The organism is Streptomyces lavendulae subsp. lavendulae (genome assembly GCF_002803845.1).
Taxonomy (GTDB): domain Bacteria; phylum Actinomycetota; class Actinomycetes; order Streptomycetales; family Streptomycetaceae; genus Streptomyces; species Streptomyces lavendulae.
The window spans coordinates 2,896,969-2,916,594 of the sequence record NZ_CP024985.1; the positions used below are offsets into that span (position 1 = coordinate 2,896,969).

At 74.0% G+C, this 19,626-nt stretch carries 15 protein-coding genes and 1 pseudogene; 7 read left to right on the plus strand and 9 right to left on the minus strand.

Features of this window, described 5'->3' with window-relative positions; translation table 11 throughout:
- Positions 1-226 precede the first annotated feature (226 nt).
- A complete protein-coding gene (locus tag SLAV_RS12060) occupies positions 227-3,133 on the minus strand; it encodes a putative bifunctional diguanylate cyclase/phosphodiesterase (protein WP_234333780.1) in 2,907 nt (968 codons plus the stop codon).
- 162 nt (positions 3,134-3,295) lie between these two features.
- On the minus strand, positions 3,296-4,318 hold the full coding sequence (locus tag SLAV_RS12065; RefSeq protein WP_078950528.1) for a 2-hydroxyacid dehydrogenase: 1,023 nt from the start codon (positions 4,316-4,318) through the stop codon (positions 3,296-3,298).
- 73 nt (positions 4,319-4,391) lie between these two features.
- On the opposite strand from SLAV_RS12065, the gene SLAV_RS12070 reads away from it, so the two are divergent.
- From SLAV_RS12070 to SLAV_RS12080, 3 genes are all read left to right on the plus strand, one after another.
- Complete coding sequence (locus SLAV_RS12070; protein WP_030236158.1) at positions 4,392-5,399, plus strand: aldo/keto reductase; 1,008 nt, start codon at positions 4,392-4,394, stop codon at positions 5,397-5,399.
- Positions 5,400-5,541: 142 nt separating this feature from the next.
- Entirely contained in the window at positions 5,542-6,867 is a 1,326-nt protein-coding gene (locus SLAV_RS12075; protein ID WP_159038058.1) for a PQQ-dependent sugar dehydrogenase, read from the plus strand.
- A 33-nt stretch (positions 6,868-6,900) separates the two neighbouring features.
- Entirely contained in the window at positions 6,901-7,101 is a 201-nt protein-coding gene (locus SLAV_RS12080; RefSeq protein ID WP_335341808.1) for a DUF6191 domain-containing protein, read from the plus strand.
- Here the strand turns inward: SLAV_RS12080 and SLAV_RS43125 are convergent.
- From SLAV_RS43125 to SLAV_RS12105, 6 genes are all read right to left on the minus strand, one after another.
- Positions 7,098-10,208, minus strand: a complete 3,111-nt coding sequence (locus tag SLAV_RS43125) for a helix-turn-helix transcriptional regulator (RefSeq protein ID WP_030236151.1) — start codon at positions 10,206-10,208, stop codon at positions 7,098-7,100. The genes SLAV_RS12080 and SLAV_RS43125 overlap by 4 nt on opposite strands.
- Positions 10,209-10,240: 32 nt before the next feature.
- Complete coding sequence (locus tag SLAV_RS40995) at positions 10,241-10,405, minus strand: hypothetical protein (RefSeq protein WP_158740794.1); 165 nt, start codon at positions 10,403-10,405, stop codon at positions 10,241-10,243.
- A gap of 200 nt (positions 10,406-10,605) precedes the next feature.
- Entirely contained in the window at positions 10,606-11,250 is a 645-nt protein-coding gene (locus SLAV_RS12090; RefSeq protein WP_051841256.1) for a hypothetical protein, read from the minus strand.
- A 103-nt stretch (positions 11,251-11,353) separates the two neighbouring features.
- Complete coding sequence (locus SLAV_RS12095; RefSeq protein WP_030236147.1) at positions 11,354-11,908, minus strand: GNAT family N-acetyltransferase; 555 nt, start codon at positions 11,906-11,908, stop codon at positions 11,354-11,356.
- 27 nt (positions 11,909-11,935) lie between these two features.
- The gene (locus SLAV_RS12100; protein ID WP_037687978.1) at positions 11,936-14,167 is read right to left on the minus strand and encodes an MMPL family transporter; all 2,232 of its coding nucleotides are present in this window, start codon (positions 14,165-14,167) and stop codon (positions 11,936-11,938) included.
- 195 nt (positions 14,168-14,362) lie between these two features.
- A complete protein-coding gene (locus SLAV_RS12105) occupies positions 14,363-14,764 on the minus strand; it encodes a cupin domain-containing protein (protein WP_051841255.1) in 402 nt (133 codons plus the stop codon).
- Positions 14,765-14,839: 75 nt separating this feature from the next.
- Between SLAV_RS12105 and SLAV_RS12110 the strand changes: the two genes are divergently transcribed.
- Both SLAV_RS12110 and SLAV_RS12115 read left to right on the plus strand, forming a co-directional pair.
- Positions 14,840-15,643 carry a GNAT family N-acetyltransferase gene (locus tag SLAV_RS12110; protein WP_030236140.1) on the plus strand — a complete coding sequence of 268 codons (804 nt, stop codon included), beginning with the start codon at positions 14,840-14,842 and terminating at the stop codon, positions 15,641-15,643.
- A gap of 60 nt (positions 15,644-15,703) precedes the next feature.
- Positions 15,704-16,204: a DinB family protein gene (locus SLAV_RS12115; RefSeq protein WP_030236137.1), complete on the plus strand. Its 501-nt coding sequence runs from the start codon at positions 15,704-15,706 to the stop codon at positions 16,202-16,204.
- A gap of 25 nt (positions 16,205-16,229) precedes the next feature.
- Here the strand turns inward: SLAV_RS12115 and SLAV_RS12120 are convergent.
- Positions 16,230-16,685, minus strand: a pseudogene (locus tag SLAV_RS12120) (siderophore-interacting protein); the annotation flags it as partial.
- Between the two features lie 96 nt (positions 16,686-16,781).
- Between SLAV_RS12120 and SLAV_RS12125 the strand changes: the two are divergent.
- Positions 16,782-18,959, plus strand: a complete 2,178-nt coding sequence (locus SLAV_RS12125; protein ID WP_394298626.1) for a penicillin acylase family protein — start codon at positions 16,782-16,784, stop codon at positions 18,957-18,959.
- Positions 18,956-19,546 (plus strand): GNAT family N-acetyltransferase, encoded by a 591-nt coding sequence (locus tag SLAV_RS12130; protein ID WP_030236129.1) that lies wholly within the window; start codon positions 18,956-18,958, stop codon positions 19,544-19,546. Before SLAV_RS12125 ends, SLAV_RS12130 begins: the two co-directional genes overlap by 4 nt.
- The last annotated feature ends 80 nt before the right edge of the window (positions 19,547-19,626 follow it).

A 19,626-nucleotide genomic window follows, 5' to 3' on the forward strand; every position in this document is an offset into this window, starting at 1 on the left:
CTCTTCTCGAAGCTGAGGGTTTTACGAGGGGCGGGGATCCCCCGGATCAGGGCCGGGGGCGTGTGCCAGTGCAACAAAAAACCCCTCGTGCCTGGTGGCAAGCGAGGGGAGCGCGTCGGTAGCGTTGAGCGGGGACATGGTGGTCCCAGCTTCAGCCGACGCGCTTTCCAAGTACGAGAATTCGGGTGCGCATGGCACTGACCCTCCCTCCGGCGGGAGGTCGATGTCAAGCGGGTGGGACGGGCGTCTCATTATTTGAGCCTCTACGGATGACCATCGAACCACCGGACGAGCCACCGGCCAAGGCCGGCTGGGCCGTACCGCCCGGTACTGGGAACGTACCCCTCACGAGCGCGCGGCGCAGCCTGTATTCGTCGAGTGGTCCGGAGAAGGCCGCTCCCTGGCCGTGGGTGCACCCCATGGCCCGCAGGGCCAGCACCTGCTCGGGCAGGTCCAGGCCGTCCGCCACGGACTGCATGCCCAGGTCATTTGCGATACGCAACAATCCGGCGGTGATCTTGTGCAGCCGGGCGGACTCGACCACCCCCTCGACCAGGCCCCGGTCGAGCTTGAGGAGGTCCACGGGGAGCCTGCGGAGGGCGCTGATGGCCGCGTAGCCGCTGCCGAAGCCGTCCAGGGCGATCCGGACGCCGAGCCGGTGCAGGGCCGTCAGGCGGCGCTCCAGCTCGTCGAAGGGCACTCTGGGGTCGGAGGCGGCGAGTTCCAGCACCAGCGCCCCGGAGGGCAGTCCGTGCCGGGCCAGCAGCGCCTCCACGGAACCGCGGGGCAGGGAGCGGTCGAGCAGCCGCTGCGCGGTCATCCGTACGGCCACTGGTACGTCGTGTCCCGCCCGATGGCGCTCGGCGGCCCGCTCGACGGCCTCTTCCAGCAGCCAGCGGCCCAGTTCGGTGGTGCGGGCGGCGTCCTGCCCGGCGGACCCGGTCTCGCCCTGCTCGGCCACCCGGAGGAATTCGGCCGGCGTGAAGAGGATCCCCTGGGCGGAGCGCCAGCGGGCCTGGGCGGCCACCGCGGTGACCTCGCCGGTTGCCAGCGAGACCACGGGCTGGTGCAGCAGGGCGAACTCGCCCTCGTGGAGCGCGGTGCGCAGCCGGCCCGCCAGCTCGGCCTTGCGGACGACCTCGGCCTGCATCTGGGGGGCGTACAGCTCGACGCGGTCCTTGCCGCCGGCCTTGGCCCGGTACATCGCCAGATCCGCGTTGCGCATCAGGTCCGAAGGGGTGATGCCGGGGTCGGCGAACGCCACGCCGATGCTGGCGGCGACCCGTACCTCGCTGCCCGCGATGCGGTAGGGCTGGGAGAGGGTGCTGCGCAGCCGCTCGGCGATCTCGTGCACCTGGTACTCGCGGGCGCTGCGGTCGCGGCTGCCGTCGCCGAGGATCAGGGCGGCGAACTCGTCCCCGCCGAGCCGGGCGGCGGTGTCCCCCGCCCGGACGGCGTCCTGGAGGCGGCGGGCGGCCTCGACGAGCAGTTCGTCGCCGGCCTGGTGGCCGATGGTGTCGTTGACCGCCTTGAAGCCGTCGAGGTCGATGAAGAGAACGGCGGTGCTGTGGTCCCCGGCCCGGCGGCCGGTGAGCGCCTGGCGCACCCGGCGGGTGAACAGGGCCCGGTTGGGCAGGTCGGTCAGCGGGTCGTGTTCGGCGCTGTGCTGGAGCTGGGCCTGGAGGCGGACCCGCTCGGTGACGTCCCGGCTGTTGAGGATGAGCCCGCCCTGGTGCCGGTTGACGGTGGACTCCACGTTGAGCCATTCGCCGCTGCCCGATTCGAACCGGCACTCGATGCGGGTGGTGGGCTCCTCGGCGGGCGGCGCGGCCAGGAAGCGGCGTACCTCGTGCACCACGCGTCCGAGGTCGTCGGGGTGGATCAGGCTGGCCAGCTCGCTGCCGATCAGCTCCTCCGCCTCGCGGCCGTAGACCCCGGCCGCGGCGGGGCTGACGTAGCGCAGGGTCCCGGTGGGCGCGGCGATCATGATGACGTCGCTGGATCCCTGGACCAGGGAGCGGAAGTGGTTCTCCTTCTGGGCCAGTTCCTGGGTGAGCGCGATGTTGTCGAGGAGCATGATGCCCTGCCGGATGACGAGGGCGAGGACCACGGTGCAGCCGGTGAAGACGACCATCCGGTCGACCTTCCGGCCGTCGACGACGTTGTAGAGGATGCCGAGGGTGCACACGGCGGCGGCGAGGTAGGGGGTGAGGGCGGGCAGCGAGCCGGTGATGGGACGGCTGTGGGGCCGTTCGACCCGCGGGGGCGGCACCCGGTCGGCGCCGTCGGGCCGGCGGGCACCCCAGGGCGCGTAGGCGAGCAGCAGGGAGCCCGCGAACCAGCCGGCGTCGAGGATCTCGCCGGAGCGGTAGGTGGTGTTCAGCAGCGGCGAGGTGAACAGCGCGTCGCTCAGGACGGTCAGGGCGAGCGCGGCGATGGCCGTGTTGACGGCGGAGCGGTTGTTCGCGGACCGCCGGAAGTGCAGGACCAGGACCATCGAGACGAGCGCGATGTCCAGGAGCGGGTAGGCGAGCGAGAGCGCGGCGCGCGGGACGCTGCCGGGCGCTCCGGACTGGGCGGTGCGCGCGGCGTTGGCGAGGGCCAGGCTCCACGAGAGGGTCAGGAGCGAGCCGCCGATGAGCCAGGAGTCCAGCCCGAGGCAGACCCAGCCGGCCCGGGTGACGGGGCGCTTCGCGAGGACGAGCAGGCCCACGATGGCGGGCGGGGCGAAGCAGAGGAAGGCGAAGTCGGCGAGCGAGGGCTCGGGGACCTTCTGGCCGAGGATGACCTCGTACCAGCCCCAGACGGCGTTCCCTAGGGCTCCCATGAGCGAGGAGAACGCGAACATCAGCCAGGCGGGGCGCTCACGCCGGTCGATCGTCCTGGCGTAGTGGTAGCAGGAGACGGCGGCCAGTAACCCCGCCGTGCTGAGGCCGAAGTCGCCCATGACCTTGGCGAGTTCCTCGGACCCCCAGCCGAGGGCGGCTCCCACGGCGTACCCGCCGCTGACCACCGCGAGGAGGAGCTGCGCCGCCAGGCCCCCGCCGCCGCCCGCCACGGGCGGCCGGGTCAGCAGCGCCGCCCCCGGGGGGTTCACCGGTCCCCCTCGCCGGCTGGTTCCGGCGCGCCCCATCGTCGCCTCCGGCGGCTCTGCCGCATCGGATCCTTCGTCCATTGGCCGTGCATCGCCCGTCGCCCCCCAAAGTGTCCGATCACTCCCCAGCGCCAGACGTACGTGGCGCAGCCCCTGGTTCCGGACGATACACCACTTTCGTCACTCAGCGACATAGGCTCTCTACTCTGCGTCACCATCAAGAGCGTGATGGACACCACGCGCATACGGGTGGTTGCGGAGTGTGTGCGGCGGGGTCTGGCCCGTGACCAGGACGGTGTTGTCCACGGGCTCCCCGGCGGCGAACCGGGTGAGCTGGCGGGCGACGAGCCGCTTCGCCCTGGGTTCGAACGCCGAGCTGCTGCCGCCCACATGAGGTGTGATCAGCACGTTCGGGGCGTGCCAGAGGGGGTGGCCCGGCGGCAGCGGTTCGGGGTCGGTGACGTCGAGCGCGGCGTGCAGCCGGCCGGGGCGCAGTTCGGCCAGGAGGGCCTCGGTGTCGACGACGGGGCCGCGCGCGACGTTCACGAGCAGGGCCCCGTCCTTCATCCGGGCGAGGAAGCCGGTGCCGGCCAGGCCCCGGGTGTCCTCGGTCAGGGGGGTGCAGAGGATCACCACGTCCGCGTCCGGCAGCAGGCGGGGCAGGTCGGCGAGGGCGTGCACCGGGCCGTGCGGGGCCTCGCGGGCGGAGCGGGCCACACGGGTGACGGTCCCGCATTCGAACGGGAGCAGCCGGTCCTCGACGGCCGCGCCGATCGACCCGTAGCCGACGATCAGGACGGCCTTGTCGGCGAGTGCCCCGTAGAAGCCGCCGTGCCACTCCTCGCGGTCCTGGCCGCGCACCATGCCGGGGATGCCGCGCAGGGAGGCGAGCGTCAGGGTGAGGGCGAGCTCGGCGGTGCTGGCCTCGTGGACGCCGCGGGCGTTGCAGACCCGGACCCCGGCGGGCAGGCCGTCGAGGCCGCCGGCGAGGTGGTCGATGCCCGCGGTGAGCGTCTGGACGACCCGCAGGGCGGACATTCCGGCGAGCGGGCGCAGGGTGACGGTCCGGGACTTCATGTACGGCGTGACGTAGAAGACACAGTCGGCGGGGTCGGCCGGGAACGATTCCTCACCGTCCCACCGTCGGTAGCGGAAGGAGGTGGGGAGACCCTCGATCTCCTCGGCGGGGAAGGGGAGCCAGACGTCCCCGGTCGCAGCAGTCATGATCACGAGGCTATGCGAAGGGAACTGGATCAAGCCGTTACTTTGAGGTCCGTACCGGGAGGGGGACGCAGGGGTGGAGCGCAGGGCGATCGGGGCCGGGCCGCTGACGGTCGGGGCCATCGGGCTCGGGTGCATGCCGATGAGCTGGGCCTACGCGCCTTCGCGACGCCGGGGCGAGGAGTCGCTGCGGACCGTGCACACGGCGCTGGACCTGGGGGCCAACCTCCTGGACACGGCTGACCTGTACGGGCCGTTCACCAACGAGCTGGTGGTCGGGCGGGTGCTGCGGGAGCGGCGGGCGGAGGCCTTCGTGTCCGCCAAGGTGGGGCTGCGCGCCGGTGAGCAGCACGTGGTGGCCGACGGGCGGCCGGGGTACGTGCGACGGGCGTGCGACGCCTCGCTGCGGCGGCTGCGGACCGACGTCATAGACCTGTACCAGTTGCACCGGGTGGATCCGGACGTGCCGGTGGAGGAGACCTGGGGCGCCATGGCGGAGCTGGTCGGCGCGGGGAAGGTGCGGGCGCTGGGGTTCTGCGCGCTGGGCGCCGGGGCCGGGCCGGGGGCCGGTCGGCGCGGGGACCGGGGCTACCGGTCGACGGTGCGGCAGCTGGAGCGGGTCCAGCAGGTGTTCCCGGTGACCGCGGTGCAGGCGGAGCTGTCGGTGTGGTCGCCGGAGGCCGCGTGGCAGCTGCTGCCGTGGTGCGCGGCACGGGGTGTGGGGGTGCTGGCGGCGATGCCGCTGGGGAGCGGGTTCCTGACGGGGACGCTGACGCCCGGGCAGGGGTTCGAGGACGCGGACGTGCGGGCGCGGCACCCTCGGTTCACGGCGCACGCCATGGCCTCGAACCAGGTGCTGGTGGCGGCGCTGCGGCGGGTGGCGCTGCGGCACGGGCCGGAGGTCACGGCGGCGCAGGTGGCGCTGGCGTGGGTGCTGGCGCAGGGGCCGCACGTGGTACCGGTGCCGGGGGCGGAGCGGGCGCACTGGGCCGCCGAGAACGCCCGGGCGGCGGAAGTGCGGCTGACGGCCGGGGAACTGGCCGAGATCGCGGCGCTGCCGGCCGCGGTGGGTGCCTGGGACTGACCCGACGGGCGGGGCGCCGGACGGTCGGGCCCGATCCCGCACAACCACTCGATCGGGTGTACGACCGCTGGAACTTCCGGATGTGCCGGACCTGTTGAGAGGGATGAAAGGCGGGATCGGCGGACCGGAGGGGAGCGGGACCATGCGATACGGAAGGAACCGGCGGGGCGGGAGCGGGGCGTACGCGGGCGGGGCGGCCGGGGGCGGGGCGGCCGGGGCTCCGGGCGGCGGGATCGTGGGGACGGGGGACGGCGGGGCGCGGGGCCCCGGTGCGGGGCGCCGCACCGGATCGGGGCCGCCCGGGCGGGGCGCGGCGGTGGCGCTCGCGCTGGCGGGGTGCGGGGCCTTGCTGACGGCCGGCTGCTCCTCCGGCGGTGTGCCGCCGGGGGCGGGCGGCTCCCCGCCCGGGTCGCCGCCGGAGACGGCGTCGCCGGGGCCTTCGGGGACGGCTCAGGATCCGGCGGTACCCCCGGCCCGGGGCTCGGTGACGGTGTCGGGGGAGGTGGCCGAGGGCCTGGAGTCCCCCTGGGGGGTGGCCCCGCTGCCGGGCGGGGACCTGCTGGTCGCCTCCCGCGACAAGGGCACCATCAGCCGTGTCCGGACGGACACGGGAGCCGTGACGCAGATCGGCAGGGTGCCCGGGGTCGCGCCGGGCGGGGAGGGCGGGCTGCTGGGCCTGGCCCTGTCCCCCACGTTCGCCTCGGACCGGCTGGTGTACGCGTACTTCACGACCGAGTCCGACAACCGCATCGCCCGGATGCGGTACGACGAGCAGAGGCAGCCGGGGCAGCAGCTGGGCGCGCCCGACACGGTGCTGCGGGGCATCCCCAAGGGCGTCGTCCACAACGGCGGCCGGATCGCCTTCGGGCCGGACCGGATGCTCTATGCGGGCACCGGCGAGACCGGGGACACGGCACTGGCCCAGGACAGGAAGTCGCTGGGCGGCAAGATCCTGCGGATGACCCCGGACGGACAGCCGGTGCACGGCAATCCGGAGGCCGATTCCGTCGTGTACTCGTACGGGCACCGCAATGTGCAGGGCCTCGCCTGGGACAAGGACAAACGGCTCTGGGCGGCCGAGTTCGGCCAGAACACCTGGGACGAGCTGAACCTGATCGAGCCGGGCGGCAACTACGGCTGGCCGGAGGCGGAGGGGAAGGCAGGCCGGGCGGGGCTGCGTGATCCGGTGGCGGTGTGGAAGCCGGACGAGGCCTCGCCGAGCGGGATCGCCTGGGCGCAGGGGTCGGTGTGGATGGCCGGGCTGAAGGGCGAGCGGCTGTGGCGGATCCCGTTGCGGGGCGCCGTACCCGCGGCGGAGCCGGAGGCCTTCCTGCAGGGGAAGTACGGGCGGCTGCGGACGGTGGTGTCCCTCGGCGGGGACCGCTTGCTGCTGGTCACGAGCGAGACAGACGGGCGCGGGTCGCCTGAGGCCGGCGACGACAGGGTCCTGACCCTGACGGTGCGCTGAACCGAGTGGCCCCGGAGGGGGCGGAGAGGCACGGTGGGCACGGTGTTCGACGCGATCCAGGAGCTCTTCAACCCTGGTTCCCGGCATGCGCGCGAGGAGCGCGAACGGCTGGAGCTGTCCCGGACCGACGTCGGTGACGGCGATCCGGGACGGGGCCCGATAGACCTCGGCTCCGGCCGGGTGCTCATACGGCCCCGGAAGGACCGGCCGGAGGGGGAGGCGGACGCGTCCTAGCCACGGCCCGCCGGGGTGGCGGGCTCCGGCACCGCGGGGGTGAACAGACGCAGCCTGTGGGCGAGTGCGGCGGCCTCGCCCCGGCCGGCGACGCCCAGCTTGGCCAGGATGTTCGAGACGTGCACGCTGGCCGTCTTCGGGGAGATGAAGAGTTCCTCGGCGATCTGCCGGTTGGTGCTGCCCGTGGCGACCAGGCGCAGGACGTCGCGCTCGCGGCTGGTCAGGCCGAGGGCCTCCAGGGGGTCCTCGGTGTGCCGGTCGGGCCGGTCGGCGCCGGTGTGGTCGGCGGTCAGCGGGAGCCGGGCGCGCTGGGCGAGCAGGGCCAGCTCCTCGCGGAGCCGGCGGGCGCCGAGCCGGTCGGCGGCGGCGTGGGCGTCGCGCAGCAGGCAGGCGGCCTCCTCGCGGTCGGCGCCGCGGGCCAGCATCGCCTCGGCGAGGCGGTGGCGGGCCCGGGCCAGCAGGTAGGGGCGCTGGAGGGGGCGGACGGCGGCCTCCACCGCGGTCCAGTCGGCGAGGGTGTCGCGTCCCTCGGCGCGCAGCAGTTCGGCCCGCAGGTACTCGGCGTGGGCGCTCCACACGGGTGCCGGGGTGGGCAGGTCCCTGGCACCGGTGCGCAGGACCGTCAGGGCCGCCTCACGGCCCTCGTCGGCGGCGGGCAGGCCGCGGGCGTCGGCCTCGGCGGAGGCGGAGGCCAGGAGCAGCGGCCAGGCGTAGCGGTGCTGGCCGAGCGCGAACCCGAGGGCGACGGCTTCGGCGGTCTCGGCGCGGACGTCGGCGATGCGGCCTTCTCCCTCGGCGATGCCGATCGCCAGCCGGTAGAGCGGCAGCCGGTGCTGGGGCTGGGCGTCGTGGGTGCCGAAGTGGGTGTGGGCGGCGGCCAGCTGGTGGGCGGCCTCGGTCAGTTCGCCGCGGGCCAGGGCCAGGTGGACCAGGTGTGCGGCGGCGGTGCCGCGCGGGGGTGCGCCCTGGCCGTCACGCAGGGTGCGGCGGGCCTCCGTGGCCGCCTCGTCCCAGCGACCGAGGCTGTACAGGCTCTCGGCCATGTTGCCGCGTAGCCAGGCCTCGGTGTCCAGGAGCCGGGATTTGGCGACGAGCCGGATCCCTTGTTCGGCCAGTTCCACCGCTTCGCGGGACCGGCCGAGTCCTTCGAGTTGAGAGCTGAGGTTGATGTGAGCACGACCGGCGAGCAGGGTGAATCCGAGTTCCGAGGCACGGACCAGGACGTCGTGGATCTCGGCGAGTCCGGCGTCCGGGTCACCGGAGTCGGCGAGCAGGCTGCCGTGGGTGATCCGGGCGTTGAGCTCGGTCTCCTCGGCTCCGACCATCCGCGCGTACTCGACGGCGCGTTCGGCGGCCACGAGGTTGGCGGGGCCGGGGTTGTGGAGCATGCCCCAGCCGGCGGCGCGGACCAGGACGTCGGCGTGCACCTGGGACGGGGGCAGCCCCTTGACCAGTTCCTGCGCCCTGGCGATCTCCTCCCAGCCGTCGCCCCGGGCGAGGTTGGCCACCAGCCGGGAGCGCTCGGTCCAGAACCAGGCGGCGCGCAGCGGGTCGGAGCCGTCCTCGTCGAGGATCCGCAGGGCGAGCTTGACGAGCTTCAGGGCGCGTTCCCGTTCGCCGCCGAACCGGGCGGCGACGGTGGCCTCGGCGAACAGGTCGAGGCGCTGGAGCGGGGTGGTCTCGGGGTCGCAGCCGCAGGGCGGGTACACGTCGGTGTAGTCCGCGGGGCGCAGTTCGTCGCGGACCTCTTCGGGGGTGCTCTCCCACAGTTCCATGGCGCGCTCCAGCAGGCTGAGCTGCTCGGAGTAGGCGTGGCGGCGGCGGGCGGTGACGGAGGCGGCGAGGACGGCGGGCAGGGCCTTGGCCGGGCTGTTCGCCGCGTACCAGTAGTTGGCGAGCCGGATGACCCGTTCCTCGGCGCGGACCAGGCTCTCGTCGGCCTCCATGGCCTCGGCGTAGCGCCGGTTGACGCGGGCGCGCTCGCCGGGGAGCAGGTCGTCGCTGACGGCCTCGCGGACGAGCGAGTGGCGGAAGCGGTAGCCGTCGCCGTCGGAGGTGGCGAGGAGGATGTTGGCGCCGACGGCCGCGCGCAGGGCCTCGATCAGTTCGTCCTCGCCGAGCTGGACCACGGCGCGCAGCAGGGCGTACTCGACGGTGGAGCCGCCCTCGGCGACGACGCGCACCACGCGCTGGGCGGCGTCGGGGAGGACTTCGACGCGGACGAGCAGGAGGTCGCGCAGGGATTCGGTGAGCCCGGTGCGGCAGCCGCTCTCGCGGGAGGCCACGAGTTCCTCGACGAAGAAGGCGTTGCCGTCGGAGCGGTCGAAGACGGAGTCCACGAAGCTCTCTTCGGGCTCGCTGGCGAGGATCCCGGCGAGCTGGCGGCGGACCTCGGCCCGGTTGAAGCGGCGCAGTTCGATCCGCTGGACGGTGCGCAGCCGGTCGAGTTCGGCGAGGAGGGGGCGCAGGGGGTGGCGGCGGTGGATGTCGTCGGCCCGGTAGGTGGCGACGAGGACGAGGCGGCCGCTGCCGAGGGTGCGCAGGAGGTAGGCGAGCAGGTGCCGGGTGGAGGTGTCGGCCCAGTGGAGGTCTTCGAGGACGAGGACGACGGTGCGGTGGGCGGCGAGGCGTTCCAGCATCCTGGCCGTCAGCTCGAAGAGCCGGGCGGTGCTCTCCTCGTCGTGCGGGCCGCGGGGGGTCTCGCCGAGTTCGGGGAGGATCCGGGCGAGTTCGTCCTCCTGGCCGGCGGCCGCGGCGGCGAGTTCGTCGGGCAGCTGGCGGAGGAGGGTGCGCAGGGCGGTCGAGAACGGGGCGAAGGGAAGCCCCTCCGCCCCGATTTCCACGCATCCTCCGACGGCCACCACTGCTCCGTGGCGGGCGGCCTCGCCGAGGAACTCCTCCGTCAGCCTGGTCTTGCCGACGCCCGCCTCTCCGCCGATGAGCAGGGCCTGCGGCTCCTGTCCGGCAGCGCGTTCCAGGGCGTCGACGAGTGCGGCCAGTTCGTCGGCTCGGCCGACGAACACCGGGCTGACGGATCTGGTTTCCACACCGCCGAGGATCGCACAGAGGTGCGGGTTGGCGGCACTGCTTATCGCTGCGCTTCTCATCACGCGTCAGCTCGTCCGGTCCGCGGCGCTGTTTACGCGGCGCGGGTGAAGAGGCTGCGGTGTCCTCTCGCCGTCCTTTCGGATTCCTGGCCGCGAGAGGCGCGGTCGGCCTTCTTGGCCTGCTGGACCATCCGGAAGCGGTCGGCCTCGCGGATGAGGTCGGCGCGGCGGGCGGTGGCCATCTCGTACTCGAACATCTCGTACTCCCTTGTCGCGTTTCTCCGGCACCTCGTTCGGTGTGATCCAAGATTCGCTTCCCAGAGGGGTCCGCCGCATGGGGCTCATGCCGCATCTCTGCGGCGCGGGGGGCCTTAGTACCGGACCCAGGATCCCCGGAGGGACTTAGGTCCGGCCTGAGAGGGAGTGGAGAGGCAGTGGAGCGGGCGTAAGGCGGTGCCTACTGGGCGGCCGTCGGGAGGGCCACGAGGAGGTCGAAGTACATGAGGCCGAACACCAGGACGCCGAGGACGCCGAGGGCGACGGCGGCCCAGGAGACGGAGCGGACCCAGACCGGCAGGACCCGGCCGGGGGTACCGAAGGCGGGGCGGGCCAGGACGAAGGCGGCGAGGAGGAGGGCGAGGGTGGACAGGACACCGTTGACGAGGGCGGTCATGTGCCAGGCGTCGCCGTACAGGGCGGCGATCTTCTCCTTGGCGGTGGTCGCGTTGACCGACTCGATCTGGCCGATGAGCGTCTGGCGTTCGGCGATCACGCGGGACACCCAGCTGCCGCTGAGGGCGACGAGCCCGAGGCCGGCGGCGACGATGGAGGTGGCCGCGGCGCCGACTCCGGAGCCGTGCCCGGAGTCCTCCCCGTCCGCCGCGTCCTCGTCGAACTCCGCGTCCTCGTCCCCGGCGGCCCCGGCCTCGGCCGCGGCCGGGGTCTCGGTCGCGGCCGCGGCCTCGACGGCCGGCTCGGCGGCCCCGTCGGCGGGGGCGGCCCCTTCGGCCGCGGTGGTGGCGGCCGCGGTGTCCGGCGCCGCCTGCTCCCCGGCGGCGTCCGTCTCGGCGGCGGTCGGGGCGAGGGTCTTCGTGGTGTCCATGGCGGGCACCGTAGGCGGCGTTTCTGAGAGGTTCCTGAGAGGGCTCACGGCGTGGGCCCGGTGGCGGGCCGCGGGCTCCGGGCGGCGCCCGCGGCCCCGGCGGCTACACGGCGGGGGTGGCGGTCCATTCGTGGGCCAGGAGCGACCAGACCTCGGTGTCCTGGCGGACGCCCCGGTGGAGGTGGTTCTGCCGCATGACGCCCTCGCGGGTCATGCCGAGGCGTTCGGCGACCGCGATGCTCTTCTTGTTGCCGGTGGCCACGTGCCATTCCACGCGGTGCATGCCGCGCTCGCGCACGGCCCAGTCGATCAGGACCCGGCAGGCCTTGGTGACCAGGCCCCGGCCGGCTCCGGCGGGCTCCATCCAGCAGCCGACCTCGCAGTTGCCGGAGGCGGCGTCGAAGCTCGGGAAGAGGACCCCGCCGACGAGGGTGCCGTCCACGCGGATGCCGTACAGGCGGCGTCCGTCGGCGGCCGCGGACTCAGCGTTCGCGCCGAGCAGGCGGCGGGCGGATTCGAGGTCGGTGGCGCGGTCCGGGAAGCCCACGTACTGGCCGATGAACTCGCGGCCGCGGTCGATGTGGGCCAGGAACTCCTCGGCGTGCCAGATCTCCAGCGGGAACAGCTGGGCGTCGTCGGCGAGGTCTATCGCGAACATGCGTGCTTCCTTGCGGCTCGTAACCGGTCAGCGGGACAGGGGGGCCGAGGGCGCGTGGTCCGCGTCCGGCCGCTGCGTCGGAAGTGTCGCACGGGGGCGGCACTCCGGGGGTTCGATGCTGATGCGGGGCAGCAGGCGGTCCAGGCGGCGGGGTATCCACCAGTTCGCCCCGCCGAGCAGGTGCATGAGGGCGGGGACGAGCAGGGTGCGCAGGACGAAGGCGTCGAGCGCGACGGCGGCCGCGAGGGCGATGCCGAACATCGCGATGAGGCGGTCGCCGCTGAGCACGAACGCCAGGAAGACGGAGATCATGATGACGGCGGCGGAGTTGATCACGCGGCTGGTCTCGGCGAGTCCCACCCGGACGGCCCGCCGGTTGTCACCGGTCTCCAGCCATTCCTCGTACATCCGGCTGACCAGGAACACCTGGTAGTCCATGGAGAGCCCGAACAGCACGGACACCATGATCACCGGGAGGAAGGGTTCGATCGGGCCGGCGCTGCCCAGGCCCATCAGCTCGCTCCCCCAGCCCCATTGGAAGATCACGACGACCACGCCGAAGGAGGAGGCGACGGCCGCGACGTTCATGGCGGCCGCCTTGAGCGGGATGCCGAGGGAGCGGAAGGCCAGCAACAGCAGCAGGCAGCCCAGGGCGATGACCACCCCGACGAAGAGGGGCAGCTTGCCGACGATCACGCCGGCGAAGTCGTCGTAGCCGGCCGTCACCCCGCCGACGTGGGCCTCCATGGTGCTGCCCTGCGCGGCGCGCGGGATGACGTCCCGGCGCAGGGTGTCGACCAGCTCGCTCGTGGCCCGGGACTGCGGCGCGGAGCGCGGTACGACCGTCAGGACGGCGGTGTCCGCGCTGCGGTTGAAGACGGCGGGACCGACGGAGGCGACGTTCCCGGTGGTGCGCAGGGCCTCGGTCAGCCGGTCGACGGCGACGTGGTCGCCGGCCCCGTCGAGGCGGGCGACGATCGCCAGCGGGCCGTTCGTACCGGGCCCGAACCCCTCGGCCAGCAGGTCGTACGCCTTGCGGGTGGTGGATCCGGCCGGGTTGTTGCCCTGGTCGGAGGTGCCGAGGTGGAGCGAGAGGGTGGGCAGCGCCAGCACAAGCATGACCAGCGTGGCGAGCAGGCCGAGCGGCTTGGGGTGGCGCTCCACGAAGGCGGACCAGCGGGCGGCGAATCCCGTCGGCGACTCCGCGCGGGGGCCGTCGGCGGCGAGCCTGCGGCGTTCGCGGCGCGAGAGGGCCCGGGGGCCTATGTACGAGAGGAGGGCGGGCAGCAGGGTGACGGAGGCCGCCACCGTGAGCACCACGGTGAGGGAGGCGGCCAGCGCGACGCCGTCGAGGAAGTTCAGCCGCAGCACCAGCATGCCGAGCAGGGCGATGCAGACGGTGGCCCCGGCGAAGACGACGGCCCGGCCCGTGGTGGCGACGGCGTTCTCGGCGGCCTCGGCGACGGTGAGCCCGCGGGTCAGTCCCTTGCGGTGCCGGGTGACGATGAACAGGGCGTAGTCGATGCCGACGCCCAGGCCCACGAGGGTGCCCAGCATCGGCGCGAAGTCGGCGACGGGCATGGCGTGCCCGAGGAGGGTGATCCCGAAGTAGGCGCTGCCCACGCTCACCAGGGCGGTCGCGATGGGCAGCAGGCTCGCGGCCAGGGAGCCGAAGGCGAGGAAGAGCACCACCGCGGCGATGAGGACGCCGATGACCTCGGCGAGGTGGGCGCTGGGAGCCTCGGTCAGCCCTATCGCGCGGCCGCCGAGTTCGACCTGGAGACCGTCGGCCAGGGTGGCCGGGTTCCGGACGGTGTCCACGACCGCCTCGGCCTGGGAGCGGGGTACGGAGTCGGCCGGCCGGTCGAAGGTGACGACGGCGTAGGCGGTGCGGCCGTCGGGGCTGATCTGCGCGGCTCCGGCGGGCCCCGGCCCGTAGGGTCCGGCGACCGATCCGACGCCGGGCAGGGCGGCGACGGCGTCCAGGGCCCGGGTCATGCGCCGTTCGACGTCCGGGGTGCGCGCGCTCTGGTGGTCCGGGGTCCGCCACACGATGGTGTCGGTGTCGCCGCCCCGGCCGTGGAAGCCCTCGCGCAGGAGGGCGTTGGCCTTCGCGGACTCCGTGCCGGGGACCTCGTAGTCGTTGGAGAACGCGGTTCCGGCCGCGCCGGCCGCGGCGGCGGTGGCGCCGAGGGCGAGCAGCCAGATCAGGACGGTGACCAGTCGGTGCCGCATGCACCACCGTGCGATTGCTGCCAACGGACGTGCTCCCTGGTGGTTCGGATCTTCAGCGGGAGGCGGCCCGGCGCAAAGAACTCGTGAACTCGTGAACTGCTGGATTTGTGAAGAGACGGGGTGGTCTACACCTCAAAACGCCACGATGTCAGCGTTCGGTGATCGTTGGCCCGTTTCGTGTGCACCGTCACAGGCCCGCACGGGGTCGGGGAGCCTTGGTCAGGGGGTGGACGGGACGGACGGCCGGTCGGAAGGCGGGTCGGTCGGCGGGTCGGCGCGGTAGCCGGGGACCGAGGGCCAGCGCACGGTGAGGACCACCGCGTCCTCCTCGGCGTACCAGGAGTGGTCGACCCCGCGCCCCCAGACCACGTAGTCCCCCTGCTCGGCGAGGACCACGGTCCGTCCGGGGAACTCCAGCCGGAACCGTCCGCTGATGAGGACCTGGAGCGCGGTGCGGTGTTCGCCGGTGACCCACCGGGCGCGTTCCTCGCCCCGGGGATGGACGCCCCACTTGATCTCGACGTCCTCGCTGTGGCGGGGGTCGCCGGTCTCCTTGAAGTGCCCGAGGAGCCAGCCCCGGTCGGCGGCGGCGTCGGGCCCGGCCTTGCCGGTGTAGATCATCGGTTCGTGGTTCACGGGCCGAGGCTATTGCAGTTGTGGAAGCGGACCGGCACCTGGTGAGCTGGCCCGATGACGATGGATCAGGACGAACTGCTGAAGGTGCGCGACCGCTACGACGCGGAAATGCGGCGCGACGCCGTGCCCGACGCCGCGAACGCGCGGGTGGAACGGGTGGGTGCGGTCGTCCGGCAGACCGTGCCGGGGCTGGGCTGGAACGGCGTGCTGTGGTCGGACCTCGACGCGGACACGGCGGACGCGGAGATCGCGGCGCAGGTGGCACACTTCAGGGCCCACGCGGACGCCGGGGGTGACGGGGAGTTCGAGTGGAAGCTCTACTCCCACGACCGGCCCGCCGACCTCGGGGACCGGCTGCGGGCGGCGGGCTTCGTGCCGGAGCCGCCGGAGACCCTACTGGTGGGCCGGACCGGGGACCTCGCCGCGCTGTCGGTGGAACCGCCGGAGGGGATCACCCTTCGGGTGGTCACGGACGAGGCCGGGGTGGACCTGATGATGGAGGTCCACCGGCGGGCCTTCGGCAGGGAGCGGCCGCGGATCCGGGAGCAGATGCTGAACCTGCTGCGGGACGAACCGGACACGATCGAGGCCGTGCTGGCGATGGCCGGCGAGGTTCCCGTCAGCGCGGCCCGCATGGAGATGCGGCCCGGCTGCTCCTTCGCCGGCCTGTGGGGCGGCGGGACCGACCCGCAGTGGCGCGGGCGGGGCATCTACCGCCTGCTGGTGGCCCACCGCGCCCGCGTCGCGGCGGCCCGCGGCATCCCGTACCTCCAGGTGGACGCCTCGGACGACAGCCGCCCCATCCTGGAGCGCCTGGGCTTCGGCGTCCTGGGCGTGACGACCCCGTACCTCCGGCGGCGCTGACGGGAACCGGGTGTCCGGAACTCCTTTGCCGGGCGGGGACGAGGGGGCAGGATCTTGGGCATGAAACGCATCGACCCTCCGCTGACCGGGACCGAACGCGAGACGCTGCGCGCGTACCTCGACTTCCACCGGGCCACCCTCGCCCTGAAGTGCGAGGGCCTCACCGACGAGGAACTGCGCCGCCCGGCCTCACCGCCGTCGACCCTCTCGCTGCTCGGTCTGGTCCGGCACATGGCGGAGGTGGAGCGGCAGTGGTTCCGCCGCACGATCGGCGGAGCGGTCGTGCCGCACCTGTGGTCCGCGGAGCACGACTTCCAGGCCGCCTACGACGCCTCCCGCTCGACCCGGGCCGAGGCGTTCGCCGCGTGGGAGGCGGAGGTCGAGCACTCCCGCGCCGTCGAGGCCGCCGCCGCTTCCCTGGAGGTGACGGTGCACGTCCCGAAGTGGGGGGCGGACGCCTCGCTGCGGCTGGTGATGCTGCACATGATCCACGAGTACGCCCGCCACAACGGCCACGCGGACTTCCTCCGCGAGGCCGTCGACGGCACCGTGGGGGCCTGAGCCCCCGGAACGCGGATGCTCAGGCTCAGGCCGGACGCCAGTAGCCCAGTGCGTGCACGCGCTGCTTCGGCAGGCCGAGGTCCTTGCGCAGGTACGCCGTCAGGGCGCGGGTGGTGGCGGTGTCGCAGGCCGGCCAGACGTACGCCGAGGCCGGGTCCGGGCCGAGCAGCTCCGGCAGTTCGGCCCGGACCCGGTCGGCCGGGGCCGTGCCGCCGCGCGGCACCCGCCGGACGTCGCGCGGGGCCGCGCCGGCCCGGACGGGCAGCCCCGCGTCCGAGGGGTGCTGCGTCTCGAACCGGACGGTGGCTTCGAGGGTGTCACGGGGCCGGGCCCCGAGCGCCCACCGGCTCGCGAGACCGTCGTGCAGGACGAACTGGAAGGCGAAGGTCCCGGCGGCCGGATCGGGGTCGACCAGGGTGTAGGCCCGCTGGTGCGGCCTGCCGCCGCCCCCGAACCAGGCGCGGACCCACATCGTCGGGTGCGCGGCTCCCAGCCCCCTTGCCGACCGCCATGTCCGCCCCTTCCCCCCGCACCCTTATAGTTAGGGCAGCCTAACCTAAGACACTGGGGGAAGAGTGTGAGCAGTGTGACTACCGAGGCCTACGAGGTCTACCGCGACAGCTGGGGCATCCCCCACCTCCGCGCGTCCGACGCCCTCCGGCTCTCCTACGCCCAGGGCCGCGTCACGGCCGTGGACAGGGCCTGGCAGCTGGAGGTCGAGCGGCACCGCGCCCAGGGCTCCAGCGCCTCGTTCCTCGGGCCCGACTGCGTCACCTGGGACCGGTTCGCCCGCCAGGCCCGCCTCGACGACACCGCCCGGCGCTGCCACGAGGCCCTCGACCCGGACACCGCGGCCTGGGTCCGCGCCTACGTCGACGGGGTCAACGCCGGCCTCGCCGAAGGCGCCGCCCGCGACGACCGGTTCGCGCGCACCGGCCACACCCCCACGCCCTGGGAGCCCTGGGTACCGCTGTCGATCTGGATCGGCACCCACATCCTCTTCGCGGGCTTCGCCACCAAGCTCTGGCGCGAGCGCGTGGCCCGCGCCCTGGGTCCCGGGGCCGCCACCCTCTTCGCGACGGACGGGCCGGGCACCGCGGGCAGCAACGGCTGGCTGGTCCCGCGCGAGCGGACCGCCACCGGCGCGGCGATCATCGCGGGCGACCCGCACCGGTTCATCGAGGACCCCGGCGTCTACCAGCAGATACGCCTGGCCTGCCCCGAGTTCGACGTCCTCGGCCTGGCGGTCCCCGGCGTCCCCGGGCTCGGCCACTTCGGGCACACGGGCGGCGTCGCCTGGGCGATCACCAACGCCATGGCCGACTACCAGGACCTCTACGTCGAGCGGCTCAGGAACACGGCCGACGGGGACGGGGTGGAGGCCCTCGGCCCGGACGGCACCTGGGAGCCGGTGACCCGGCACACGGAGACCGTCACCGTTGCCGGGGGCCCGGACGTGGAGGTCGAGGTCCTGGAGACCCGCCGCGGCCCGGTGATCATCCGCCCGGCCGACGAGGACGCCCCGGACCTCGTGGACGCCGAGGACGCCGAGGACACCGAGTACGCCCCGGCCGCCACCGGCGCCCCCACAGACGCCCCGAACACCGCGGCCGCCCCCGACGCCCCCCAGACCCTCTCCCTCCGCTACCCGCCCCGCGTCCGCGCGGACCTCGGCTTCGCCGCCCTGCCCGCCCTGCTCCGCGCCCGCACCGTCGCCGACGTCGACCGCGCCCTCGACGGCTGGGCCGAGCCCGTCAACGTCGTCCACGCCGCCGACACCGAGGGCGGCCTCCTGCACCGCGTCGCGGGCGCCGTCCCGCTGCGCGACCCCGCCAACCGGCTCCGCCCGGTGCCCGCCTGGGAGCCGCGGCACGCCTGGCAGGGCTGGACGGCGGCCCCCGCCGAGCCGGTGCAGGGCTTCGCCGTCATGGCGAACGCGCGCGGCATCGCCTCCCCCCTCGGCGTGGAGTTCGCGCCCCCGCACCGCGCCAACCGCATCCGCGCGCTGCTCAGCGGCTCGACGGACTGGACGCCCGGCGCGATGGCCGACGTACACCGGGACACGCACCTCGCGTCGGCCGAGCCCCTGCTCGCCCTGCTTCCCGCGCTCGACTCCCTCTCCCCGGCCGCCGAGAAGCTGCGGGCCCGACTGCTCGCGTGGGACCGGCACATGGAGGCCGACAGCACCGACGCCACCGTCTTCTCGGCCCTGCGCACCGCGACCGTACGCCGTCTCGCGGCGGACCCGGTCTTCGCGGGGCTGGCCGGGGCCCCGGCCGGCCCCGACGTGTTCCACCCGTGGCTGTACCTGGTCCCGCGCGTCGGCTACGCCCTGGAGAGGCTGCTCACCACCACCCTGCTGCCCGCCCTGGACCGGGCGGCGCACGTCCGCGCCGCCCTGGAGGAGACGGCCGCCGCGGACCTCCCCGACACCCCCTGGTCGGAGGTGCACGTCCTCGCCCCGTGGCAGGCGGTCCCCGACCCGCAGGCGCAGTGGCCCGGCCTCGGCGGCGACCACGACTGCGTCAACGCCACCTCCTCCGTCCCCGGGTTCACCGACCGCACCGCCCGCGCCTCCGCGGCCCGCTACGTCTGGGACCTGGCCGAGCGCGAGAACAGCCTCTGGGCCGTCCCCCTGGGCGCGGACGGCGTCACCGGCTCCCCCCACCACCGCGACCAGCTCCCGCTCTGGGCCGACTGCGCCCTCGTCCCGGTCGTCACCGACTGGACCCGTCTGACCAAGGAAACCGCATGATCAGCACCCGTACCCCCGTCCACACCCGCACCGTCGAGGGCTTCGGCACGATCACCATCACCCCCGTGGACCCCGCCGCCGACTCCGCGCTGATCCACAGCTGGGTCACCGAGGAGCGCGCCCGCTTCTGGGGCATGAACGGGGCCGGCCGCGAGCTGGTGCAGGAGATCTACGAGGACGTGGACCGCCGCACCACCCACCACGCCTTCATGGTCGGCCTCGACGGCGAGCCGGTGGCGCTGTTCCAGACGTACGACTGCGCCGAGGACCGGGTCAGCGAGTGCTACGAGGTCCGGCCCGGGGACGTCGGCGTGCACCTGCTGATCGGCCCCAGCGGCGGCGCGGCCCGGCACGGCTTCACGGGGACCCTGATCGAGGCCTTCCTCGCCTACCTGTTCTCCGACGGGGGCGCCCGCCGGGTGGTCGCCGAGCCGGACGCCCGCAACGCCAAGGCCATCTCCCTGCTGGAGCGCTCCGGCTTCGTACTCGGTCCGGAGGTGGAGCTCCCGGAGGTCGACCTCCCCGAGGTCTTCCTCCCGGCCAAGCCCGCCCGCCTGGCCTTCCTCGGCCGGGAGGCCGCTCACTGAGCGACCGCGCCGCGGCAGAACGGCGGAGGGGCCGCGCCCGGGAGATCCCGGGCGCGGCCCCTCGCGTTGGGCGGTGATCC